The following is a 24,121-nucleotide window of genomic DNA, read 5'->3' on the forward strand; positions in this document are numbered from 1 at the left end:
AAGAACTGTTTCTCTTTGCTTGTTATGTGTCCGTCCGAGTATGCGGCTGGACCGGATTCGTCGAAGCTCTCGTTTTCATAGCAATTCTGTTGGCAGGCCTTGTCTACCTATTCCGAGTGGGCGCCCTTGATTGGGCTCCGGAAGCTCGGCGCAAGCGGCAAGCGAAGCTGAAACAATGAGGCTTTGGCAATGCAATACAATCTCACCAGGATCGACCCCGATGCTCCTAACGAGCAGTATCCGATTGGCCAGCGGGAAACCGTTTCCGATCCGTTAGAAGATCAAGTCCACAAAAACATTTTCATGGGCAAGCTCGAAGACGTGCTTAACGGCACGATCAACTGGGGGCGCAAGAACTCCCTGTGGCCGTATAACTTCGGTCTTTCGTGCTGCTACGTGGAAATGACCACCGCCTTCACGGCGCCCCACGACATCGCGCGCTTTGGCGCCGAAGTTATCCGGGCATCGCCGCGCCAGGCGGATTTCATGGTTATCGCCGGTACCTGCTTCATCAAGATGGCGCCGATCATCCAGCGTCTCTACGAGCAAATGCTCGAGCCTAAATGGGTCATTTCCATGGGTTCGTGCGCCAACTCCGGTGGCATGTACGACATCTACTCCGTCGTTCAAGGGGTGGACAAGTTCCTGCCCGTGGACGTCTACGTGCCTGGCTGCCCGCCCCGTCCTGAAGCTTTCCTGCAAGGCTTGATGCTGTTGCAGGAGTCGATTGGACAGGAGCGTCGTCCGCTTTCCTGGGTCGTTGGCGATCAAGGCGTATATCGCGCCGAGATGCCTTCCGAAAAGGAAAAGCGCCGCGAACAGCGAATCGCAGTCACCAACCTGCGCAGCCCCGACGAAGTCTGATCCAGATCTGCTTCTTTAAATAGAACGAGACACTGGCTTCATTCTTTACGTTGACCGAAAGCGATTAAATAACCATGACTACAGGCAGTGCTCTGTACATCCCGCCTTACAAGGCAGACGACCAGGATGTGGTCGTCGAACTGAACAACCGTTTTGGCCCGGAGGCGTTCACCGCCCAGCCGACCCGCACCGGCATGCCGGTGCTTTGGGTTGCCCGCGCCAAACTCGTCGAAGTCCTGACCTTCCTGCGCAACCTGCCCAAGCCGTACGTCATGCTCTATGACCTGCACGGCGTGGACGAGCGTCTGCGTACCAAGCGTCAAGGGCTGCCGAACGGCGTCGAGTTCTCCGTGTTCTATCACTTGATGTCGATCGAACGTAATAGTGACGTAATGATCAAGGTCGCCTTGTCCGAGAGCGACCTCAGCCTGCCGACCGTCACCAGTATCTGGCCGAACGCCAACTGGTACGAGCGTGAAGTCTGGGACATGTACGGTATCGACTTCAAAGGCCACCCGCACCTGTCGCGCATCATGATGCCGCCGACCTGGGAAGGTCACCCGCTGCGCAAGGACTTCCCTGCCCGCGCCACCGAATTCGATCCGTACAGCCTGACCCTGGCCAAGCAACAGCTCGAGGAAGAAGCCGCGCGCTTCAAGCCTGAAGACTGGGGCATGAAACGTTCCGGCCCGAACGAGGACTACATGTTCCTCAACCTCGGCCCTAACCACCCTTCGGCGCACGGTGCATTCCGCATCATCCTGCAGCTGGACGGTGAAGAGATCGTCGATTGCGTTCCGGACATCGGTTACCACCACCGTGGTGCCGAGAAGATGGCCGAGCGTCAGTCCTGGCACAGCTTCATCCCGTACACCGACCGTATCGACTACCTCGGCGGCGTGATGAACAACCTGCCGTACGTGCTCTCGGTCGAGAAGCTGGCCGGCATCAAGGTGCCGGAGAAGGTCGACGTCATCCGCATCATGATGGCCGAGTTCTTCCGGATCACCAGCCACCTGCTGTTCCTGGGTACCTACATCCAGGACGTTGGCGCCATGACCCCGGTGTTCTTCACCTTCACCGACCGCCAGCGCGCGTACACGGTGATCGAAGCCATTACCGGTTTCCGCCTGCACCCGGCCTGGTACCGCATCGGTGGTGTCGCCCACGACCTGCCGCGCGGCTGGGAAAAACTGGTCAAGGATTTCGTCGAGTGGATGCCCAAGCGCCTGGACGAATACCAGAAAGCCGCCCTGGACAACAGCATCCTGCGTGGCCGGACCATCGGCGTCGCCGACTACAACACCAAGCAAGCCCTGGAATGGGGTGTCACCGGTGCCGGCCTGCGTTCCACCGGTTGCGACTTCGACCTGCGTAAAGCACGTCCATACTCCGGCTACGAGAACTTCGAGTTCGAAGTACCGCTGGCGGCCAATGGCGATGCCTACGACCGTTGCATCGTGCGCGTGGAAGAAATGCGCCAGAGCATCAAGATCATCGACCAGTGCCTGCGCAACATGCCGGAAGGCCCGTACAAGGCGGATCACCCGCTGACGACCCCGCCACCGAAAGAGCGCACGCTGCAGCACATCGAAACCTTGATCACGCACTTCCTGCAAGTTTCGTGGGGCCCGGTCATGCCGGCCAACGAATCCTTCCAGATGATCGAAGCGACCAAGGGCATCAACAGTTATTACCTGACGAGCGATGGCGGCACCATGAGCTACCGCACCCGGATTCGTACCCCAAGCTTCCCGCACCTGCAGCAGATCCCTTCGGTGATCAAAGGCAGCATGGTCGCGGACTTGATCGCGTACCTGGGTAGTATCGATTTCGTTATGGCCGACGTGGACCGCTAAGCATGAACAGCACGCTTATCCAGACAGACCGTTTCACCTTGAGTGAAACCGAGCGCTCGGCCATCGAGCACGAGCTGCATCACTACGAAGACCCGCGCGCGGCGTCGATCGAAGCCCTGAAGATCGTCCAGAAGGAACGTGGCTGGGTGCCGGACGGCGCCCTGTACGCCATTGGCGAGATCCTCGGCATCCCGGCCAGCGATGTTGAAGGCGTGGCGACGTTCTACAGCCAGATCTTCCGTCAGCCAGTGGGCCGTCACATCATTCGCGTCTGCGACAGCATGGTCTGCTACATCGGCGGCCACGAGTCGGTGGTCAGCGAAATCCAGAGCAAACTCGGCATCGGCCTGGGTCAGACCACCACCGACGGTCGTTTCACCCTGCTGCCGGTCTGCTGCCTCGGCAACTGCGACAAGGCGCCGGCGCTGATGATCGACGACGACACGTTCGGTGATGTGCAGCCAGCAGGCGTTGCCAAATTGCTCGAGGGCTACGTATGACCCTGACTTCCTTCGGCCCGGCCAACCGCATCAAGCGTTCGGCCGAGACTCACCCGCTCACCTGGCGTCTGCGCGACGACGGCGAAGCCGTCTGGCTCGACGAGTACCAGGCCAAGAACGGTTACGCGGCTGCGCGCAAGGCCTTCGCCGACATGGCCCAGGACGATATCGTCCAGACCGTGAAAGACTCGGGCCTCAAGGGCCGCGGCGGTGCAGGCTTCCCCACGGGCGTGAAGTGGGGCCTGATGCCAAAAGACGAATCCATCAACATCCGCTACCTGCTGTGCAACGCGGATGAAATGGAGCCCAACACCTGGAAAGACCGCATGCTGATGGAGCAACTGCCCCATCTGCTGATCGAAGGCATGCTGATCAGTGCCCGCGCGCTGAAAACCTACCGTGGCTACATTTTCCTGCGTGGCGAGTACACCACCGCTGCCAAGCACCTCAACCGTGCCGTGGAAGAAGCCAAGGCTGCAGGCCTGTTGGGCAAGAACATCCTGGGTTCGGGTTTCGATTTCGAGCTGTTCGTCCACACCGGTGCCGGGCGTTACATCTGCGGTGAAGAAACCGCATTGATCAACTCCCTCGAAGGTCGCCGCGCCAACCCGCGCTCCAAGCCGCCCTTCCCTGCCGCCGTTGGCGTGTGGGGCAAGCCGACCTGCGTGAACAACGTCGAGACCCTGTGCAACGTGCCGGCGATCATTGCCGACGGCGTGGACTGGTACAAATCGTTGGCCCGCGAAGGCAGCGAAGACATGGGCACCAAGCTCATGGGCTTCTCCGGCAAGGTCAAGAACCCTGGCCTGTGGGAACTGCCATTCGGCGTCACCGCTCGCGAGCTGTTCGAAGACTACGCCGGCGGCATGCGCGACGGTTACAAGCTCAAGGCCTGGCAACCAGGCGGCGCCGGTACCGGTTTCCTGTTGCCGGAACACCTGGACGCACAAATGTACGCCGGCGGCATCGCCAAGGTGGGCACCCGTATGGGTACCGGCCTGGCCATGGCGGTGGACGACAGCGTCAACATGGTGTCCCTGCTGCGCAACATGGAGCAGTTCTTCGCCCGCGAATCCTGTGGTTTCTGTACCCCGTGCCGCGATGGCTTGCCATGGAGCGTCAAGCTCCTGATGGCCATCGAGAACGGTGAGGGCCAGCCAGGCGACATCGAGACCCTGTTGGGTCTGGTCGGATTCCTCGGCCCAGGCAAGACCTTCTGTGCTCACGCGCCGGGCGCCGTGGAGCCATTGGGCAGCGCCATCAAATACTTCCGCCATGAGTTCGAAGCCGGTATCGCGCCTGTCAGCGCCGCCGTCCCGCCTCTGGCAAGGCCGATCGTAGTCGGCGCGTAAACGCTTAAAAAAAGGCGAAGGGTCCGTGCCCTTCGCTTTTCGTGCGATGACGCCTTTACCGGCTGTGTTGATTCGCGCGGATAACCAGATTCCATTAGCCACGCCCGCTGACACCGGGCCAACGAAGAACTTTGAACCATGGCCACTATCCACGTAGACGGCAAAGCGCTCGAAGTCGATGGGGCAGACAACCTGTTACAGGCATGTCTGTCTCTGGGCCTCGATATTCCGTATTTCTGCTGGCACCCTGCCCTTGGCAGCGTTGGCGCTTGCCGCCAGTGCGCGGTCAAGCAGTACACCGACGAGAACGACACCCGTGGTCGTATCGTCATGTCCTGCATGACCCCTGCCACCGACAACACCTGGATCTCCATCGAAGATGAAGAATCCAAGGCCTTCCGCGCCAGTGTTGTCGAATGGCTGATGACCAACCACCCTCACGACTGCCCGGTCTGTGAAGAAGGCGGTCACTGCCACCTGCAAGACATGACGGTAATGACCGGCCACAACGAGCGCCGTTACCGCTTCACCAAGCGTACCCACCAGAACCAGCAACTGGGCCCGTTCATTTCCCACGAGATGAACCGCTGCATCGCCTGCTACCGCTGCGTGCGCTTCTATAAGGACTACGCCGGCGGCACCGACCTGGGTGTATTCGGCGCCCACGACAACGTGTACTTCGGTCGCGTTGAAGACGGCACCCTGGAAAGCGAGTTCTCCGGCAACCTCACCGAGGTCTGCCCGACCGGTGTGTTCACCGACAAGACTCACTCCGAGCGCTACAACCGCAAGTGGGACATGCAGTTCTCGCCGAGCATCTGCCATGGCTGCTCCAGCGGTTGCAACATCTCCCCGGGCGAGCGCTACGGTGAACTGCGTCGTATCGAAAACCGTTTCAACGGTTCGGTAAACCAGTACTTCCTGTGCGACCGTGGCCGTTTCGGCTACGGCTACGTCAACCGCGAAGACCGCCCGCGTCAGCCGCTGCTGGCCAATGGCGCCAAGCTGAGCCTCGACGAAGCGCTGGATAAAGCCGCCGACCTGCTGCGCGGTCGCAACATCGTCGGTATCGGTTCGCCCCGCGCCAGCCTCGAAAGCAACTACGCGTTGCGCGAACTGGTCGGCGCCGAGCACTTCTACTCCGGTATCGAAGCATCCGAACTGGAGCGCATCCGCCTGGTCCTGCAGGTGCTCAAAGACAGCCCGCTGCCTGTGCCGAACATGCGCGACATCGAAGACCACGATGCCATCTTCGTCCTCGGTGAAGACCTGACCCAGACCGCTGCGCGCATGGCCCTGTCCCTGCGTCAATCGGTGAAGGGCAAGGCCGAAGACATGGCCGACGCCATGCGCGTCCAGCCTTGGCTCGACGCCGCGGTGAAGAACATCGGCCAGCACGCGCTGAACCCGCTGTTCATCGCAAGCATCGCTGAAACCAAGCTCGACGACATCGCTGAAGAATGCGTACACGCGGCGCCAGACGACCTGGCCCGCATCGGTTTCGCCGTGGCCCACGCCCTCGACGCCAGCGCGCCCGCCGTTGAAGGCCTGGACGCTGAAGCCCTCGAACTGGCCCAGCGCATCGCCGACGCCCTGCTCGCGGCCAAGCGCCCGCTGATCATCGCCGGTACTTCCCTGGGCTCCAAAGCCCTGATCGAAGCCGCCGCGAACATCGCCAAGGCTCTGAAGCTGCGCGAGAAGAACGGTTCCATCAGCCTGATCGTGCCAGAGGCCAACAGCCTCGGCCTGGCCATGCTCGGTGGCGAATCGGTCGACGCCGCGCTGCAAGCCGTGATCGACGGTAAAGCCGACGCCATCGTCGTGCTGGAAAACGATCTGTACACCCGTACCGACAAAGCGAAGGTCGATGCTGCCCTGACCGCCGCCAAAGTGCTGATCGTGGCTGATCACCAGAAGACCGCCACCAGCGATCGCGCGCACCTGGTCCTGCCAGCCGCCAGCTTCGCTGAAGGCGACGGCACCCTGGTCAGCCAGGAAGGCCGCGCCCAGCGTTTCTTCCAGGTGTTCGATCCGAAGTACATGGATGCCAGCATCCTGGTTCACGAAGGCTGGCGCTGGCTGCATGCCCTGCGCGCGACCCTGCTGAACCAGCCGATCGACTGGACCCAACTGGACCACGTCACCGCTGCCGTGGCTGCAAGCACGCCGCAACTGAACCGCATCGTCGATGCCGCACCGTCCGCCGCGTTCCGCATCAAGGGCATGAAGCTGGCCCGTGAACCGCTGCGCTACTCCGGTCGTACCGCCATGCGCGCCGACATCAGCGTGCACGAGCCGCGTACCCCGCAGGACAAGGACACCGCGTTCGCCTTCTCCATGGAAGGTTACTCGGGTTCGGCCGAACCGCGTCAGCAAGTGCCATTCGCCTGGTCTCCGGGCTGGAACTCGCCGCAAGCCTGGAACAAGTTCCAGGACGAAGTCGGCGGTCACATCCGCGCTGGCGACCCGGGCACCCGCCTGATCGAAAGCAGCGGTGATTCGCTGAACTGGTTCGCCGCTGTTCCGCGCGCGTTCAACCCGGCCCCGGGCACCTGGCAGGTCGTGCCGTTCTTCCACCTGTTCGGCAGCGAAGAGAACTCTTCGAAAGCCGCGCCGGTCCAGGAACGCATCCCGGCCGCCTACGTCGCCCTGGCCAAGTCCGAAGCCGACCGCCTGGGTGTCAACGACGGCGCCATGCTGAGCCTGAACGTGGCTGGCCAGACCCTGCGTCTGCCGTTGCGCATCAACGAAGAACTGGGCGCTGGCCTGGTGGCCTTGCCTGCGGGCATCGCCGGCATTCCGCCAGCAATCTTTGGCAAATCCGTTGACGGTCTGCAGGAGGCAGCGCAATGACCTTGTTCACTCCTGAAGTGATCGACATCATCATCGCGGTCCTCAAGGCCGTGGTGATCCTGCTCGCCGTGGTGGTCTGCGGCGCCCTGCTCAGCTGGGTCGAGCGTCGCCTGCTCGCCCTCTGGCAGGACCGTTACGGTCCGAACCGCGTCGGTCCGTTCGGCGCGTTCCAGATCGCCGCCGACATGATCAAGATGTTCTTCAAGGAAGACTGGACGCCTCCATTCGCCGACAAGATGATCTTCACCCTGGCACCGGTAGTGGCCATGAGCGCCCTGCTGATTGCCTTCGCGATCATCCCGATCACCCCGACCTGGGGCGTGGCGGACATCAACATCGGCATCCTGTTCTTCTTCGCCATGGCCGGCCTGTCGGTCTATGCGGTGCTGTTCGCCGGCTGGTCGAGCAACAACAAGTTCGCCCTGCTGGGCAGCTTGCGGGCCTCGGCACAGACCGTGTCGTACGAAGTGTTCATGGGCCTGTCGTTGATGGGCATCGTGATCCAGGTGGGCTCGTTCAACATGCGCGACATCGTTGAATACCAAGCGCAGAACATGTGGTTCATCATTCCGCAGATCTTCGGTTTCCTGACCTTCTTCATCGCTGGCGTGGCCGTGACTCACCGTCACCCATTCGACCAGCCGGAAGCGGAACAGGAACTGGCCGACGGTTACCACATTGAATACGCCGGCATGAAGTGGGGCATGTTCTTCGTTGGCGAGTACATCGGCATCGTGTTGATTTCGGCACTGCTGGTGACCTTGTTCTTCGGTGGCTGGCACGGTCCGTTCAACATCCTGCCGCAGATCCCGTTCATCTGGTTCGCACTGAAAACCGGTTTCTTCATCATGATGTTCATCCTGTTGCGCGCTTCGATTCCGCGCCCACGGTATGACCAGGTGATGGATTTCAGCTGGAAGTTCTGCCTGCCGCTGACCCTCGTCAACATGCTGGTGACCGCTGCGATCGTGTTGCTCAACACGCCCGCCGTCGCGGCTCAGTGAGGATAGAGAATCATGAAGTACATATTTGACATCGTGCATGGCTTCTACACCCAGCTTCGCAGCCTGGTGATGATTTTCGGCCACGCCTTCCGCAAGCGCGACACGCTGCAGTACCCGGAAGAACCGGTCTACCTGCCGCCGCGCTACCGTGGTCGTATCGTCCTGACCCGCGACCCCGACGGCGAAGAGCGCTGTGTAGCCTGCAACCTGTGCGCCGTGGCGTGCCCGGTCGGTTGCATCTCGTTGCAGAAAGCTGAAACCGAAGACGGTCGCTGGTACCCGGACTTCTTCCGCATCAACTTCTCGCGCTGCATTTTCTGCGGCCTCTGCGAGGAAGCCTGCCCGACCACCGCGATCCAGCTCACGCCGGATTTCGAAATGGCCGAGTTCAAACGTCAGGACCTGGTTTACGAGAAAGAAGATCTGCTGATCTCCGGCCCCGGCAAAAACCCTGATTACAACTTCTATCGTGTTGCAGGTATGGCGATTGCCGGTAAGCCGAAGGGCTCCGCGCAGAATGAAGCCGAACCGATCAACGTGAAGAGCTTGCTGCCTTAAGGAAGAAAGATGGAATTCGCTTTCTATTTCGCATCGGGTATCGCTGTGGTGTCCACGCTCCGCGTGATCACCAACACCAACCCTGTGCACGCCCTGCTCTACCTGATCATTTCGCTGATCGCCGTGGCGATGACGTTTTTCGCCCTCGGCGCGCCGTTCGCCGGCGTCCTGGAAGTGATCGCCTACGCTGGCGCCATCATGGTGCTGTTCGTGTTCGTGGTGATGATGCTGAACCTGGGGCCTGCCTCGGTTCAGCAAGAGCGCGTCTGGCTCAAGCCCGGTATTTGGGGCGGCCCGGTCGCCCTGGCCGCACTGCTGCTGGTGGAACTGCTGTACGTGCTGTTCTCCCACCAGACCGGTGAAGCCGTCGGCCACACCACCGTAGACGCCAAGGCCGTGGGCATCAGCCTGTTCGGTCCGTACCTGCTGGTGGTCGAACTCGCCTCGATGCTGCTGCTCGCCGCAGCCGTCACGGCGTTCCACTTGGGCCGCAACGAAGCCAAGGAGCAATGACGATGCCTGCTATCCCCATGGAGCATGGTCTGGCGGTCGCCGGCATCCTGTTCTGCCTCGGTCTGGTCGGCCTGATGGTCCGCCGCAACATTCTTTTCGTGCTGATGAGCCTGGAGGTCATGATGAATGCCTCCGCGTTGGCGTTCATCGTTGCCGGTAGCCGCTGGGCGCAGCCGGATGGACAGATCATGTTCATCCTGGTGATCAGCCTGGCAGCCGCCGAGGCCAGTATTGGCCTGGCGATCCTGCTGCAACTGTATCGCCGCTTCCACACGCTCGATATCGACGCTGCCAGTGAGATGCGCGGATGAATTTTCTCTATCTGACTTTCGTATTCCCTCTCATTGGTTTCCTGCTGCTGTCGTTCTCCCGTGGACGTCTCTCGGAAAACCTCTCGGCGCTGATCGGTGTCGGTTCCGTCGGCTTGTCGGCCATCGTCACGGCCTACGTGATCTGGCAATTCAACGTCGCACCACCAGAAGGCGGCCACTACACCCAGGTGTTGTGGCAGTGGATGGCGGTGGAAGGCTTCACGCCGAACTTCGCCCTGTACCTGGATGGTCTGTCCCTGACCATGCTCGGTGTGGTGGTCGGCGTGGGTTTCCTGATCCACCTGTTCGCGTCCTGGTACATGCGCGGTGAAGCCGGTTACTCGCGCTTCTTCGCCTACACCAACCTGTTTATCGCCAGCATGCTGTTCCTGGTGCTGGGCGATAACCTGTTGTTCCTGTACTTCGGCTGGGAAGGCGTGGGCCTGTGCTCGTACCTGTTGATCGGTTTCTACTACAGCAACCGCAACAACGGTAACGCCGCACTCAAGGCCTTCATCGTGACCCGTATCGGTGACGTGTTCATGGCCATCGGCCTGTTCATCCTGTTTGCCCAACTGGGCACGCTGAATGTCCAGGAACTGCTGGTGCTGGCACCGCAGAAATTCCAGGCCGGCGACTTCTGGATGGTCATGGCCACCCTGATGCTGCTGGGCGGCGCTGTCGGTAAATCCGCGCAACTGCCGCTGCAAACCTGGCTGGCGGATGCAATGGCCGGCCCTACCCCGGTTTCGGCACTGATCCACGCCGCGACCATGGTGACCGCCGGTGTCTACCTGATCGCCCGTACCCACGGCCTGTTCACCCTGGCGCCGGAAATCCTGCACCTGGTGGGCATCGTTGGCGGTGTGACCCTGGTTCTTGCTGGTTTCGCGGCACTGGTCCAGACCGACATCAAGCGTATCCTCGCCTACTCGACCATGAGCCAGATCGGTTACATGTTCCTGGCCCTGGGCGTCGGTGCCTGGGATGGCGCGATCTTCCACCTGATGACCCACGCCTTCTTCAAGGCCCTGTTGTTCCTTGCCTCCGGTGCGGTGATCGTTGCCTGCCACCACGAGCAGAACATCTTCAAGATGGGCGGCCTGTGGAAGAAACTGCCACTGGCCTACGCCAGCTTCATCGTCGGCGGCGCGGCCCTTGCGGCCCTGCCACTGGTGACCGCAGGCTTCTACTCCAAGGACGAAATCCTCTGGGAAGCATTTGCCAGCGGTAATGAAGGTCTGCTGTATGCAGGTCTGGTCGGTGCGTTCATGACCTCGCTGTACACCTTCCGCCTGATCTTCATCGCGTTCCACGGTGAAGCGAAGACCGAAGCCCACGCAGGTGTAGGCATTGCTCACTGGCTGCCACTGTCGGTGCTGATCGTACTGTCGACCTTCGTCGGCGCGATGATCGTTCCGCCACTGCACGGCGTGCTGCCGCAAAGCGTCGGCCATGCCGGTGGCGAAGCCAAGCACAGCCTGGAAATCGCCTCGGGCGCCATCGCCCTGGCCGGTATCCTGCTGGCCGCTCTGCTGTTCCTCGGCAAGCGTCGCTTCGTCACCGCCATCGCCAACAGCGGCATCGGCCGTTTCCTGTCGGCCTGGTGGTTCGCTGCCTGGGGCTTCGACTGGATCTACGACAAACTGTTCGTCAAGCCATACCTGGCGATCAGCCACATCCTGCGCAAAGACCCGCTCGACCAGACCATCGGTCTGATCCCGCGCATGGCCAAAGGCGGTCATACCGCCCTGAGCCGTACCGAGACCGGTCAACTGCGTTGGTATGCCGCCTCGATGGCTGCTGGTGCCGTGCTGGTTATCGGCGCCGTCGTGCTGGTAGCGGTCTGATATGAACCTTGCGAACTTGCGAAAGGAATTGAGCCCGTCATGATTCTGCCTTGGCTAATCCTGATCCCCTTCATCGGTGGCCTGCTGTGCTGGCTGGGTGAGCGCTTCGGCGCCACCCTCCCCCGCTGGATTGCGCTGATCACCATGTCCCTGTTGCTCGCCCTCGGCCTCTGGCTGTGGGCCAATGGCGACTATTCATTTGCCCCGGCGCCTGGCGCCGACCCGGCCTGGGTGCTTGAGTTCAAGCACATCTGGATCCAGCGTTTCGGCATCAGCGTACACCTGGCCCTCGACGGCCTGTCGCTGTTGATGATCATGCTGACCGGCCTGCTGGGTGTCCTCTCGGTCCTCTGCTCGTGGAAAGAGATCCAGCGTCACGTTGGCTTCTTCCACCTGAACCTGATGTGGATCCTGGGTGGTGTCGTCGGCGTGTTCCTCGCCCTCGACCTGTTCATGTTCTTCTTCTTCTGGGAAATGATGCTGGTGCCGATGTACTTCCTCATCGCGCTCTGGGGTCACAGTTCTTCGGACGGCAAGAAAACCCGGATCTACGCGGCGACCAAGTTCTTCATCTTCACTCAGGCTTCCGGCCTGATCATGCTGGTGGCGATCCTGGGCCTTGTACTGGTCAACTTCAACGACACCGGCGTGATTACCTTCAACTACGCCGACCTGTTGAAGACCAAGATGTCGACGACCACCGAGTACATCCTGATGCTCGGCTTCTTCATCGCCTTCGCGGTGAAGCTGCCCGTCGTACCGTTCCACTCCTGGTTGCCTGACGCTCACGCCCAGGCACCGACCGCAGGTTCCGTGGACCTGGCCGGTATCTTGCTCAAAACTGCTGCGTACGGCCTGCTGCGTTTCGCCCTGCCGCTGTTCCCGAATGCCTCGGCCGAGTTCGCGCCGTTCGCCATGACCCTGGGTCTGATCGGGATCTTCTACGGTGCGTTCCTGGCGTTCGCGCAAACCGACATCAAGCGTCTGATTGCCTTCTCGTCCGTTTCCCACATGGGCTTCGTCCTGATCGGCATCTACTCCGGCAGCCAACTGGCGCTGCAGGGCGCAGTGATGCAGATGCTGGCGCACGGTCTTTCGGCCGCGGCACTCTTTATCCTGAGTGGCCAGCTGTACGAACGCACCCACACCCGCGACATGCGTGAAATGGGTGGCCTGTGGTCGAAGATCGCCTACCTGCCGGCCCTCAGCCTGTTCTTCGCAGCCGCGTCACTGGGCCTGCCGGGTACCGGTAACTTTGTCGGTGAGTTCCTGATCCTGATCGGCACCTTCCCGATCGCTCCATGGGTCACCATCATCGCGACGTGCGGCCTGGTGTTCGGTTCGGTCTACTCGCTGATCATGATCCACCGTGCGTACTTCGGCCCGGCCAAGTCGGACGCGGTACTGCATGGCATGGACGGTCGCGAAATGATCATGGTGGTCGGTCTGGCAGCGCTGCTGATCTACATCGGCGTCTACCCGCAACCGTTCCTCGATACCTCTGCCGCTACGATGCATGGCGTGCAGCAATGGCTCGGCACCGCCTTCACTCAACTCGCTTCGGCCCGGTAAGAGCGCTATGGAATTTACACTTCAACACTTTATTGCGCTGGGGCCGCTGTTGATCACCAGTGCCACAATCATCGTGGTAATGCTGGCGATCGCCTGGCGGCGCAACCACTCCCAGACCTTCCTGCTGTCGGTGGCGGGTCTGAACCTGGCGTTGCTGTCGATCCTGCCGGCCCTGAAAGTCGCGCCACTGGCGGTGACTCCACTGTTGCAGATCGACACCTTCGCCTGCCTGTACATGGCGCTGATCCTGGTCGCCACACTGGCCTGTGTGACCCTCGCCCACGCCTACCTCGGCGATGGCGGTTCGGGTTACCCGGGCAACCGTGAAGAACTGTACCTGCTGATCCTGATGGCCGCCGCCGGTGGCCTGGTACTGGTCAGCGCGCAACACCTGGCCGGCTTGTTCATCGGCCTGGAGCTGCTGTCGGTACCGGTCTACGGTCTGGTGGCCTACGCCTTCTTCAACAAGCGTTCGCTGGAAGCCGGCATCAAGTACATGGTGCTGTCGGCTGCCGGTTCCGCGTTCCTGTTGTTCGGCATGGCGCTGCTGTATGCCGACTCCGGCTCCCTGAGCTTTGTCGGCATCGGCCAGGCCCTGGCGGCCACCGGCCTGCCAAGCTCCCTGGCGCAACTGGGCCTGGGCATGATGCTGATCGGCCTGGCGTTCAAGCTGTCGCTGGTACCTTTCCACCTCTGGACCCCGGACGTCTACGAAGGAGCTCCGGCGCCGGTTGCAGCGTTCCTGGCAACGGCTTCCAAAGTTGCCGTGTTCGCGGTGATGGTGCGTCTGTTCCAGATCTCGCCAGCGGCGAGCAGTGGCGTACTGAGCGACGTGCTGACCATCATCGCCATCGCGTCGATCCTGTTCGGTAACCTGCTGGCGCTGACCCAGAGCAACCTCAAGCGTCTGCTGGGTTACTCGTCCATCGCCCACTTCGGTTACCTGCTGATCGCCCTGGTGGCGAGCAAGGGCCTGGCCGTGGAAGCCATCGGCGTGTACCTGGTCACCTACGTGATCACCAGCCTCGGCGCCTTCGGCGTGATCACCCTGATGTCCTCGCCGTACAACGGCCGTGACGCCGATGCCCTGTACGAATACCGCGGCCTGTTCTGGCGCCGTCCGTACCTGACCGCGGTACTCACCGTGATGATGCTGTCCCTGGCCGGCATCCCGCTGACCGCGGGCTTCATCGGCAAGTTCTACATCATCGCCACCGGCGTGCAGTCGCAACAATGGTGGCTGGTCGGCTCCCTGGTACTGGGCAGCGCCATCGGTGTGTTCTACTACCTGCGCGTCATGGTCACCCTGTACCTGATCGAACCAAACCTGCGTCGCCACGATGCCCAGTTGCACTGGGAACAACGTGCAGGCGGCGTGATGCTGCTGGCCATCGCAGTACTGGCGTTCTTCCTCGGCCTGTATCCACAGCCGTTGTTGAACCTGGTCCAGCAATCGGGCCTGGCGGGTTGATCGCTTAGCGACATTCGGTGGAAAACAGAAACGGCACCTTCGGGTGCCGTTTTTGCGTTTGTAGGACTTGTTACCGGTGAGTTCCCTCCTCCAACAAATCCAGAAAGCTCACGCGATATTACCCTCCTCGTCCTACATCCAATACTGAGCATTTGGCTCTATCTTGAAGAACTTCCAGATTGATAAACCAATGCGAGAACCAACAATGAAACGTGACATCTTTTCCGAACTGGTAGATGGCTTAGATGCCTTGGCTGCCGAGCGCCAAGGTAATGTCACGCTCCTAAGCCATAGAGCGAAACGTTCCGAATATTCCCCGGCCATCACCGAGAAACCACGCTTCTTTGCAGCGCGCGTAAATTCTGGCTATATTTGTCCAGAATATGGGGGAGAAATGATGATCATCGTTCCATTGGCCGAAGCCAAAAACAATCTGTCCAAACTTGTCGATGACGCAGCAGCCGGACAGATCATCACGATTGCCAAACATGGTCGAGCCCTTGCGCGCCTGGTTCCCATAGGAAAAGCCTGCGGACAGCGAATCGGAACCATGAAAGGCAAATTGGTGCTTGCGCAAGACTTTGACGCGCCCCTGCCAGACGACATGCTCGATGTGTTTGAAGGCACTCACGAATGAGGTTGCTGCTAGACACGCACATTTTGCTCTGGACACTCACTGATGATCCCAGACTGTCCGGCAAGGCCAGAAAGCTCATTGAGAACGCTGCCGACATTTATGTCAGCGCCGCGTCATTCTGGGAGATGGCGATCAAGGTCGGGCTGGGTAAACTGACTGTTGATCTGGAAGAAATCCGGCAGTACTGCCTCGAAAGCGGGTTCATCGAATTGTCGGTAACTTCCGAGCATGCCATTGCTGTGAAAGACCTCGAGCATCACCATCGTGACCCGTTCGATCGCCTCATTGTTGCAACAGCCATGACTGAACCCATGAAGCTTCTCACTGCCGACCCGTTGGTTGCCAGATACACGGATTTAGCTGTTTTAGTCTGATCGGTCCACTCTACTTAATGCAGTGCCTGTGCCACCGGCGATAGCGGTGGCACAGGCACAACTGAAAACGGCACCTTCCGGTGCCGTTCGCATTTCACATCCTCAGGTTTTACTTACGCGCCGCCTCCCAAGATTTCAGCAGCTCGGCATAGCTCACGGTTTCACCCTGCGGCTTCTCGTTCGCCAGTTTCGGTTTCGGTGCACCCGGTTGATCAAACCAGTACTGCGCATCGCGCTCGGGGTTCATTTTCGGGGCGCAGGTGGCTTGGGCTTTCGAACGTTCCAGGCGGGTCATGATCGCGTCCTGGTCCTTGGCCAGTCCATCCAGCGCCTGTTGCGGGGTTTTCTCGCCGCTGGCCGCTTCGGCGATGTGGCTCCACCACAACTGCGCCAAACGTGGGTAGTCCGGCACGTTGGTCCCGGTCGGGGTCCATTGCACGCGGGCCGGGCTGCGGTAGAACTCCACCAGACCACCGAGTTTCGGTGCCAGGTCGGTCATGGCCTGCGAGTTGATATCCGATTCGCGGATCGGGGTCAGGCCAACGATGGTTTTCTTCAGCGAGACGGTTTTCGAGGTCACGAACTGCGCGTACAGCCAAGCGGCGAGTTTTTGCTTCTCAGGCGTGGACTTCATGAACGTCCAGGAACCCACGTCCTGATACCCCAGCTTCATGCCCTCCTCCCAGTACGGTCCGCGTGGCGACGGTGCCATGCGCCATTTCGGCGTGCCATCGGCGTTCATCACCGCCAGGCCCGGTTTGGTCATGTCGGCGGTGAAGGCGGTGTACCAGAAGATCTGTTGGGCGATACTGCCCTGGGATGGCACCGGCCCGGATTCGGAGAAGGTCATGCCCGCCGCTTCCGGGGGTGCGTATTTCTTCATCCAGTCCACGTATTTTGTGGTGGCAAATACCGCCGCCGGGCCGTTGGTGTCGCCGCCTCGGGTGACGCTGGAACCGACCGGGTGGCAATCCTCGACCCGGATGCCCCACTCGTCCACGGGCAAACCGTTGGGCAGGCCCTTGTCGCCGCCACCGGCCATGGAGAACCAGGCATCGGTGAAGCGCCAGCCCAGGGACGGGTCTTTCTTGCCGTAGTCCATGTGCCCGTAGACACGCTTGCCGTCGATTTCCTTGACGTCTTCGCTGAAGAACTTGGCGATGTCTTCATAGGCCGACCAGTTCACCGGTACACCGAGCTCGTAGCCGTACTTTTCCTTGAACTTGGCCTTGAGGTCGGCACGTTCGAACCAGTCGGCGCGGAACCAGTACAGGTTGGCGAACTGCTGGTCGGGCAGTTGATAGATCTTGCCGTCCGGCGCGGTGGTGAAGGAGATGCCGATGAAGTCCTTGATGTCCAGGGTCGGCGAGGTGAAATTCTTGCCTTCGTTGGCCATCAGGTCGGTGATCGACTCAGTCTTGCCGTAACGCAAGTGCGTACCGATCAGGTCCGAGTCGTTGACCCAGCCGTCATAGATGTTCTTGTCCGACTGCATCTGGGTCTGCAGCTTTTCCACCACGTCGCCTTCCTGCAGCAGGTCGTGGGTCAGCTTAATCCCGGTGATTTCAGTGAAGGCCTTGGCCAGTACCTTGGATTCGTACTCGTGGGTGGCGATGGTTTCCGACACCACCTTGATGCTCATCCCGCGAAACGGCTCCGCCGCCTTGATGAACCACTTCAGCTCTTCGAGTTGCTGATCGGCCGTCAGGGTCGACGGTTTGAATTCACTGCCGATCCATTTCTTCGCGGCGTCTTCATAGGCATCGGCCCAGGCCGAAGCGCTCAAACCGCTGAGTGCCAGCATGGCTGCCAATGAAATGCTATGTCGCAGCTTATTGTTTTTGTCGAACATAGAGACCTCCTTATTGAATTTGGGAGCAACATTGCCGAGCGATTCGACTAGCCCCAACGCATCACAGCCAACAGCCACACCAGGGACATCGCGAAGGCGACCCAGATGCTCCAGTCGGTCACGCCGATTACCAGCAGATGCAGGTAGGCGCTGCCGAGAAGACCGATGAACAACCGATCGCCACGGGTGGTGGCAATCGGCAAGAATCCTCGCCGAAGAATGCTCGGCGACCGCAACTCCCAGGTGGTCATGCCCACCAGGATCAAGGCAATGACACTGAAGAACGCCGCCGTGGGGACGGTCCAACTCATCCATTCCATCATCGACTCCTCATACCCGGCCCAGGGCAAAGCCCTTGGCCACGTGGTTGCGAACAAACCAGATCACCAGCATTCCCGGGAGGATGGTCAACACACCCGCCGCCGCCAGCACGCCCCAGTCGATGCCGGACGCCGAAACCGTGCGGGTCATCACCGCCGCGATGGGCTTGGCGTTCACCGAGGTCAGGGTGCGCGCCAGCAGCAGCTCGACCCAGGAAAACATGAAGCAGAAAAACGCCGTGACGCCGATGCCGGAGCCGATCAGCGGGATGAAGATCTTCACGAAGAACTTGGGAAAACTGTAGCCGTCGATGTAGGCGGTTTCGTCGATTTCCTTTGGCACGCCCGACATGAAGCCTTCGAGGATCCACACCGCCAGCGGCACGTTGAACAGGCAGTGCGCCAGGGCCACCGCGATGTGGGTGTCGAACAGGCCGATCGACGAATACAGCTGGAAGAACGGCAACAGGAACACCGCCGGCGGCGCCATGCGGTTGGTCAGCAGCCAGAAGAACAGGTGCTTGTCACCGAGAAAGCGGTAGCGCGAGAACGCATAGGCGGCCGGCAATGCCACCGTCAGGGAGATGATCGTGTTCAGGCTCACGTAGTACGCCGAGTTGATGTAGCCGGTGTACCAGCTCGGATCGGTGAAGATCACCTTGTAGTTGGCCAGGGTGAAATCCTGTGGGAAAAGCGTCAGGCCGCCGAGGATTTCGCTGTTGCTCTTGAAGGACATGTTCAGCAGCCAGTAGATCGGCACCAGCAGGAACAGGATGTAGATCAGCAGTGGAACAAGCTTTCTCGTGCTCATGATGGCCTCAGCGGTTGGCGTCAGAGTGAGTCATGGCGGTATAGAACAGCCAGGACACCAACAGGATGATCAGGAAGTACACCAGCGAGAATGCGGCGGCCGGCCCCAGGTCGAACTGTCCGATGGCCATCTGCGTCAGGGTCTGACTGAGGAAAGTCGTGGCATTGCCCGGCCCGCCCCCGGTCAGTACGAACGGCTCGGTGTAGATCATGAAACTGTCCATGAAGCGCAACATCACGGCGATCAACAGCACACTCTTGAGCTTGGGCAGCTGGATATGGCGGAACACGGCCCAGGCCGAGGCACGGTCGATCCGCGCGGCCTGGTAGTACACGTCCGGAATCGCCCGCAACCCGGAGAAACACAACAGCGCCACCAGTGAGGTCCAGTGCCAGACGTCCATCACCAGCACGGTGACCCAGGCGTCCATGGTGTTCGCCGCATAGTTGTAGTTGATGCCCATGGCCTTGAGGCTCGCCCCCAGCAGGCCGATGTCGGCCCGGCCGAAGATCTGCCAGATGGTGCCGACCACGTTCCACGGGATCAGCAATGGGATCGCCAGGATGATCAACACCACCGACGACCAGCGGCCCTTGGTCGGCATGGTCAGGGCAATCGCGATGCCCAGGGGGATTTCGATCAACAGCACGCACGCCGAGTAGATGAACTGGCGCAGCAATGAGTCATGCAAACGCGGATCGAGCAGCACCTGCTTGTACCAGTCGGCACCGACAAAGTAGCGGCTGGACTGGTCGAAGATGTCCTGCACCGAGTAGTTGACCACGGTCATCATCGGGATCACCGCACTGAACGCCACCAGCAGGAACACCGGCAGCACCAGCCACCAGGCCTTGTTGTTCTGCACCTTGTTCATGGCTGCACCTCGCCCACCGATTGCGGTTCCAGCAGGAAATCATCGGCATAGACCATCAGCCACTGCGCCGGAAAACTGATGTACGCGGTGCCTTCGGGCACCGGCTTGTCTTCGGCCAGGCGCACCTTCAGCGACACGCCGTCGAGGTTCAGGGTCATGATCTTGTAAGTGCCGAGGTCTTCGACGTGTACGACTTGTGCCCGCAGTGCGTCATCAAAGGGTTCGTCCCAGACATGGATGAACTCCGGGCGAATGCCGACCTTCAGGGAGTGCCATTCGGACTCGGCGATGCGCTTCTGCATGGCCTCGGACAAGGGTAGGTGGGTCGAAGCGAAACCGACGCCCCCCGGTTGCACCTCGACCTCGATCAGGTTCATCCCCGGACTGCCAATGAAATAACCGACAAAGGTGTGGCTCGGCCGCTCGAACAATTCCCGCGGCGTGCCGAACTGCACGATCTGTCCGCCGTACATCACCGCGATCTTGTCGGCGAAAGTCGAGGCCTCCAGTTGATCGTGGGTGACGTAGACCATGGTGATGTTGAACTGCTCGTGGATCTGCTTGAGCTTGCGCCGCAGCTTCCACTTCAGGTGCGGGTCGATCACCGTCAGCGGCTCGTCAAAGAGGATGGCCGAGACGTCATCGCGCACCAGCCCACGGCCCATGGAGACTTTCTGTTTTTCGTCGGCGGTGAGGTTGCTGGCCTTCTTGCTCAGCAGGCTTTGCAGGTCGAGAACCTCGGCGATCTCCTGCACCTTGGTGTGAATTTTCGCCTCGGCCATGCCCTGGTTACGCAACGGAAAGGCAAGGTTGTCGAACACCGTCATGGTGTCGTAGACCACCGGAAACTGGAACACCTGGGCGATGTTGCGCTTTTCCGGGGTCAGGTTGTTGACCGCCTTGCCATCGAACAGCACATGGCCCTGGGACGGGCTGAGCAAGCCGGAAATGATGTTGAGCAAGGTCGACTTGCCGCAGCCCGACGGGCCGAGCAAGGCGTAGGCGCCGCCCTGCTCCCAGATGTGGTCCATCTGGCGGATTGCGTAGTCCTCGGGGCCGCTCGGGGTGCTGGTGTAGCTGTGGGCGAGGTTCTGCAAACGGATTTCGGCCATCAGGCAACCCTCGCGACGCGCCGGCCGGGCGCCTGTACCAGCCGCCCCTGCGCATCGAACACAAACAGTTTATGGGTCGGGATGTAGATGCGGATCGGCGCATCGACGTCGTATTCGTGAACACCGGGCAAGTGCAGCACCAGCAGGAAATGTTCGTTGCGCACGTGCAGGAATGTTTCCGAGCCACTGATTTCCGCGACTTCGACGGTCACCGCCAGTTCCAGGTCATCGTCGTTGCTCGGTACCAGCGAGATATGACTGGGGCGCACACCGAAGCGGAACTCGCCCTCGCCCACCGGGCGCAAGTCGACGTTCAACGGGAAGTGCACGAAGTTGGCGAAGCTCACTTCGTTGCCGGCAATGCGACCCGGCATCAGGTTGATCGGCGGCTCGGAGAACAACTCCGCCGCCAGCACGGTCTGCGGCTGGTGGTAGACCTCAGACGACTTGCCGCTCTGGACCACCCGGCCTTCATGCAGAATGGTGGTGGTGCCGCCCAGGGCCAGGGCTTCATTGGGCTCGGTGGTGGCATAGATGGCGATGGTATGGCGCGCCTTGAACAGCTCGCGCATTTCCTGGCGCAGCTCTTCGCGCAATTTGTAGTCGAGGTTGACCAGTGGCTCGTCGAACAGGATCAGTTCGGCATCCTTGACCAGCGCCCGGGCCATGGCGGTGCGCTGTTGCTGGCCACCGGAGAGTTCCAGCGGATAACGCTTGAGGAACTTCTCGATGCGCAGCATCTTCGCGGTTTCCAGCACCTTGCTCTGGATCAGCTCATTGGACACACCGGCCTGGCGCAAGGGCGAGGCGATGTTCTCGAAGACGGTCATGGTCGGGTAATTGATGAACTGCTGATACACCATCGACACATTGCGCAGGCGCACCGGGCGCTGGGTGACATCGACGCCATTCATCAGGATGCGCCCGGTGTCAGGCTTGTCCAGCCCGGCCATCAGGCGCATGAGACTGGTCTTGCCGGACAGCGTGCGCCCGAGCAAGACGTTGAAGGAACCGGGTTCGAAACGCAGGCACGCATCGTCGATCCAGGTCTGGCCCTCGACGGTGCGGGTGACATGCTCCAGGGTTAATGACATGGCTCGGCCTTTTTTATTTTTGGAGTCAAGCGACCTGAGCGGTATAGCGACATTTGTGCCAGAAAACGCAAGCCGTTGATTTGGCTTTGAATCCTTGAAAGTGACTGCTCGGTCACATTCATTGCTGAACACAAATGAACAATCGACACTGAACAACTGAACACTTCAGCGATTGACAATGAACATTAGTGAACAACACTCTAGGGACTGTTCACGCTCCCTGTAGGAGCCCGGCTTGCCGGCGAAGGCGATTTCGATGACGCCTTCGCCGGCAAGCCGGGCTCCTACAGGTACGTGGCGTGTCAGCGACATTGCATGCGCAATGTGGTGTGGTGTGCAAAACCCATAAAAACAATAAGAGCGTTAATCAGAGGCTGATTTGAATGGCCGCACCTGCCCCCGCGTTATCCCACGACGCCATCATCCAGGACTCCTGGAACCGTTGCCGCGCCTTCGGCCTCAACCACCAGAGCGCCCCGGCCTTCGATCAGCTACCGGCCGAAGGCATCGCGCAATTGCTGGAGAGCCAGCATTCCCTGGTGCAGACCACCCATCAAGAAGTCCTGCCGTACTACGAAAACATCCTCAGCAACTCCAACTGCCTGATCATGCTCGCCGACAATCAGGGCCAGGTGCTGACGTCCTGGGGCACCCAACGGTTTATCGAACCGGGCCTGACCCGTGGTTTCAGCGCTGGCGCCAGCTGGATGGAGCGCTGCACCGGGACCAATGCGATCGGTACCGCACTGGCCTGCGAGCAGGCGGTGCACATCGAGCACGATGAACACTTTCTCAAGGCCAACCGTTTCATGACCGGCTCCGCCGCGCCGATTTTCGATGCCGAGCGCAAGGTCATCGCCGTACTGGATGTGTCCAGCGACAGCTACCTGCCGCCGTCCCATACCCTGGGCATGGTCAAGATGATGAGCCAGACAGTGGAAAACCGGCTGATTCTCAACCTGTTCCACGGCCAGCACTTTCAACTGACCTTCAACACCGGCCTGAACAACCTCGACAGCCAGTGGGCCGGGTTGCTGATTTTCGACGAGAGTGGCCACGTGCTGTCCGCCAATCGTCGCGCCGACAACCTGCTGGGCGTGCGCCTGTCGCGGGTCAGTGTCGAGAGCCTGTTCAAGGTTTCCTTGCTGGAGCTGCTGAATCAACCCGAAGGCCTGCCCTTCTCGCTCCAGGCTTCCGGTCGCAATCGCTTCCAGTGCCTGCTCAAACGTCCGAAACAGGTGCCGATCCAGGCCCGTGTGTTCGTAGAACCCGCCGTACCGGCACCGGCAGGAATCAGCCTAAATACGCTGCACTTCGGCGACAGCCGCGTGGAAAAAGCCGTGCGCCAGGCCGAGCGCTTGCTGGAAAAAGACATTCCGTTGTTGATTCACGGCGAAACCGGGGTCGGCAAGGAGGTGTTCGTCAAAGCCCTGCATCAGGCCAGCTCGCGCAGCAAACAGGCGTTCATTGCCGTGAACTGTGCGGCGATCCCCGCTGAACTGGTGGAGTCTGAGCTGTTCGGCTATGAAAAAGGCGCGTTCACCGGGGCCAACCAGAAAGGCAGCATCGGCCTGATCCGCAAGGCCGACAAAGGCACGCTGTTCCTCGATGAAATCGGCGACATGCCGCTGCCGACCCAGGCGCGCTTGCTGCGGGTATTGCAGGAGCGCTGCGTGCAGCCAGTAGGCAGCAGTGAGTTGTTCCCGGTGGACATCCGCATCATTTCCGCGACCAACCGTTCGTTGCGCGAGCAGGTGCAACTGGGGCGTTTTCGCGAAGACTTGTACTACCGCATCGGCGGCCTGACCCTGGAACTGCCGCCGTTGAGGGAGCGCAGTGACAAGGAGGCGCTGTTCAAACGCTTGTGGGAACAGCACCGCGAACCCAGCCAGTGGGCCGGGTTGAGCCGCGAAGTGCTGGAATTGTTCAGCCGTCATCCGTGGCCGGGGAATCTAAGGCAGGTCAGTAGCGTGATGCAGGTAGCGCTGGCCATGGCCGAGGAACAACCGGTGCGACCGGAGCATTTGCCGGATGATTTTTTTGTGGATCTGGAGATGGAGCCGGTTGAGACGCCGGAGCCGCTGGCGGTGGATCTTGATGATGCCGAGGATTTGAATCGGCAGTTGCAGGCGGTCGGGGGGAATATTTCGCATCTGGCCCGGCGGCTGGGGGTTAGTCGCAATACCCTTTACAAGCGGTTGCGCCAGGCTGAATGACCAGCTGATCATTCCCACGCGCCGCAAAGGAATGCCTCAACGGACGCTCCGCGTTCGGCTTTTGATTTGGGACGCAGAGCGTCCCCGGCTGCATTCCCACGCAGAGCGTGGGAACGATCATCAA

General features: G+C 60.5%; 22 protein-coding genes. 16 read left to right on the forward strand and 6 right to left on the reverse strand.

Features of this window, described 5'->3' with window-relative positions:
- From ndhC to ACIO0C_RS12145, 15 genes are all read left to right on the forward strand, one after another.
- Window positions 1-179 (forward strand): NADH-quinone oxidoreductase subunit A (ndhC, locus tag ACIO0C_RS12075; protein ID WP_401312409.1); only part of this gene is annotated, 179 nt, incomplete at its 5' end.
- Window positions 180-189: 10 nt separating this feature from the next.
- A complete protein-coding gene (locus tag ACIO0C_RS12080) occupies window positions 190-864 on the forward strand; it encodes an NADH-quinone oxidoreductase subunit B family protein (RefSeq protein ID WP_046037844.1) in 675 nt (224 codons plus the stop codon).
- 74 nt (window positions 865-938) lie between these two features.
- Window positions 939-2,723 carry an NADH-quinone oxidoreductase subunit C/D gene (gene nuoC / locus ACIO0C_RS12085; protein ID WP_401312011.1) on the forward strand — a complete coding sequence of 595 codons (1,785 nt, stop codon included), beginning with the start codon at window positions 939-941 and terminating at the stop codon, window positions 2,721-2,723.
- Window positions 2,724-2,725: 2 nt separating this feature from the next.
- The gene (nuoE, locus tag ACIO0C_RS12090) at window positions 2,726-3,223 is read left to right on the forward strand and encodes an NADH-quinone oxidoreductase subunit NuoE (RefSeq protein ID WP_008053447.1); all 498 of its coding nucleotides are present in this window, start codon (window positions 2,726-2,728) and stop codon (window positions 3,221-3,223) included.
- A complete protein-coding gene (gene nuoF / locus ACIO0C_RS12095; protein ID WP_046817163.1) occupies window positions 3,220-4,575 on the forward strand; it encodes an NADH-quinone oxidoreductase subunit NuoF in 1,356 nt (451 codons plus the stop codon). Before nuoE ends, nuoF begins: the two co-directional genes overlap by 4 nt.
- 138 nt (window positions 4,576-4,713) lie before the next feature.
- Window positions 4,714-7,428: an NADH-quinone oxidoreductase subunit NuoG gene (gene nuoG / locus ACIO0C_RS12100; protein ID WP_401312015.1), complete on the forward strand. Its 2,715-nt coding sequence runs from the start codon at window positions 4,714-4,716 to the stop codon at window positions 7,426-7,428.
- Window positions 7,425-8,432, forward strand: a complete 1,008-nt coding sequence (nuoH, locus tag ACIO0C_RS12105; protein WP_008061983.1) for an NADH-quinone oxidoreductase subunit NuoH — start codon at window positions 7,425-7,427, stop codon at window positions 8,430-8,432. The genes nuoG and nuoH overlap by 4 nt, the downstream gene beginning before the upstream one ends.
- Before the next feature lie 12 nt (window positions 8,433-8,444).
- A complete protein-coding gene (gene nuoI / locus ACIO0C_RS12110; RefSeq protein ID WP_007970449.1) occupies window positions 8,445-8,990 on the forward strand; it encodes an NADH-quinone oxidoreductase subunit NuoI in 546 nt (181 codons plus the stop codon).
- 9 nt (window positions 8,991-8,999) lie between these two features.
- Window positions 9,000-9,503 (forward strand): NADH-quinone oxidoreductase subunit J, encoded by a 504-nt coding sequence (nuoJ, locus tag ACIO0C_RS12115; RefSeq protein ID WP_008061982.1) that lies wholly within the window; start codon window positions 9,000-9,002, stop codon window positions 9,501-9,503.
- A 2-nt stretch (window positions 9,504-9,505) separates the two neighbouring features.
- Window positions 9,506-9,814 (forward strand): NADH-quinone oxidoreductase subunit NuoK, encoded by a 309-nt coding sequence (gene nuoK, locus ACIO0C_RS12120; RefSeq protein ID WP_007946416.1) that lies wholly within the window; start codon window positions 9,506-9,508, stop codon window positions 9,812-9,814.
- Complete coding sequence (gene nuoL / locus ACIO0C_RS12125; RefSeq protein ID WP_401312021.1) at window positions 9,811-11,664, forward strand: NADH-quinone oxidoreductase subunit L; 1,854 nt, start codon at window positions 9,811-9,813, stop codon at window positions 11,662-11,664. The genes nuoK and nuoL overlap by 4 nt, the downstream gene beginning before the upstream one ends.
- Before the next feature lie 39 nt (window positions 11,665-11,703).
- Window positions 11,704-13,236, forward strand: coding sequence for an NADH-quinone oxidoreductase subunit M (nuoM, locus tag ACIO0C_RS12130; protein WP_401312023.1), 1,533 nt, complete (start codon window positions 11,704-11,706; stop codon window positions 13,234-13,236).
- 7 nt (window positions 13,237-13,243) lie between these two features.
- The gene (nuoN, locus tag ACIO0C_RS12135) at window positions 13,244-14,707 is read left to right on the forward strand and encodes an NADH-quinone oxidoreductase subunit NuoN (protein ID WP_008061979.1); all 1,464 of its coding nucleotides are present in this window, start codon (window positions 13,244-13,246) and stop codon (window positions 14,705-14,707) included.
- A 205-nt stretch (window positions 14,708-14,912) separates the two neighbouring features.
- On the forward strand, window positions 14,913-15,344 hold the full coding sequence (locus ACIO0C_RS12140; protein ID WP_401312026.1) for a type II toxin-antitoxin system Phd/YefM family antitoxin: 432 nt from the start codon (window positions 14,913-14,915) through the stop codon (window positions 15,342-15,344).
- Entirely contained in the window at window positions 15,341-15,718 is a 378-nt protein-coding gene (locus tag ACIO0C_RS12145) for a type II toxin-antitoxin system VapC family toxin (protein WP_401312029.1), read from the forward strand. The genes ACIO0C_RS12140 and ACIO0C_RS12145 overlap by 4 nt, the downstream gene beginning before the upstream one ends.
- 109 nt (window positions 15,719-15,827) lie before the next feature.
- Here the strand turns inward: ACIO0C_RS12145 and ACIO0C_RS12150 are convergent, their stop codons facing one another.
- The 6 genes from ACIO0C_RS12150 to ACIO0C_RS12175 are packed head-to-tail and all read right to left on the reverse strand — an operon-like array spanning window position 15,828 to window position 21,781.
- Window positions 15,828-17,570, reverse strand: coding sequence for an ABC transporter substrate-binding protein (locus ACIO0C_RS12150; RefSeq protein ID WP_401312031.1), 1,743 nt, complete (start codon window positions 17,568-17,570; stop codon window positions 15,828-15,830).
- A 47-nt stretch (window positions 17,571-17,617) separates the two neighbouring features.
- Complete coding sequence (locus ACIO0C_RS12155; protein ID WP_008061969.1) at window positions 17,618-17,890, reverse strand: DUF2160 domain-containing protein; 273 nt, start codon at window positions 17,888-17,890, stop codon at window positions 17,618-17,620.
- Between the two features lie 10 nt (window positions 17,891-17,900).
- Window positions 17,901-18,701 (reverse strand): carbohydrate ABC transporter permease, encoded by an 801-nt coding sequence (locus tag ACIO0C_RS12160; RefSeq protein ID WP_401312034.1) that lies wholly within the window; start codon window positions 18,699-18,701, stop codon window positions 17,901-17,903.
- A 7-nt stretch (window positions 18,702-18,708) separates the two neighbouring features.
- Window positions 18,709-19,575, reverse strand: coding sequence for a carbohydrate ABC transporter permease (locus ACIO0C_RS12165; protein WP_020801179.1), 867 nt, complete (start codon window positions 19,573-19,575; stop codon window positions 18,709-18,711).
- Window positions 19,572-20,687 carry an ABC transporter ATP-binding protein gene (locus ACIO0C_RS12170; RefSeq protein WP_401312036.1) on the reverse strand — a complete coding sequence of 372 codons (1,116 nt, stop codon included), beginning with the start codon at window positions 20,685-20,687 and terminating at the stop codon, window positions 19,572-19,574. The genes ACIO0C_RS12165 and ACIO0C_RS12170 overlap by 4 nt, the downstream gene beginning before the upstream one ends.
- Complete coding sequence (locus tag ACIO0C_RS12175) at window positions 20,687-21,781, reverse strand: ABC transporter ATP-binding protein (RefSeq protein ID WP_401312038.1); 1,095 nt, start codon at window positions 21,779-21,781, stop codon at window positions 20,687-20,689. Before ACIO0C_RS12175 ends, ACIO0C_RS12170 begins: the two co-directional genes overlap by 1 nt.
- 383 nt (window positions 21,782-22,164) lie before the next feature.
- Between ACIO0C_RS12175 and ACIO0C_RS12180 the strand changes: the two genes are divergently transcribed.
- Window positions 22,165-23,997 carry a sigma-54-dependent Fis family transcriptional regulator gene (locus ACIO0C_RS12180; protein WP_401312041.1) on the forward strand — a complete coding sequence of 611 codons (1,833 nt, stop codon included), beginning with the start codon at window positions 22,165-22,167 and terminating at the stop codon, window positions 23,995-23,997.
- Window positions 23,998-24,121: the final 124 nt, after the last annotated feature.

The organism is Pseudomonas sp. NPDC087336 (assembly GCF_044744285.1).
Lineage (GTDB): Bacteria > Pseudomonadota > Gammaproteobacteria > Pseudomonadales > Pseudomonadaceae > Aquipseudomonas.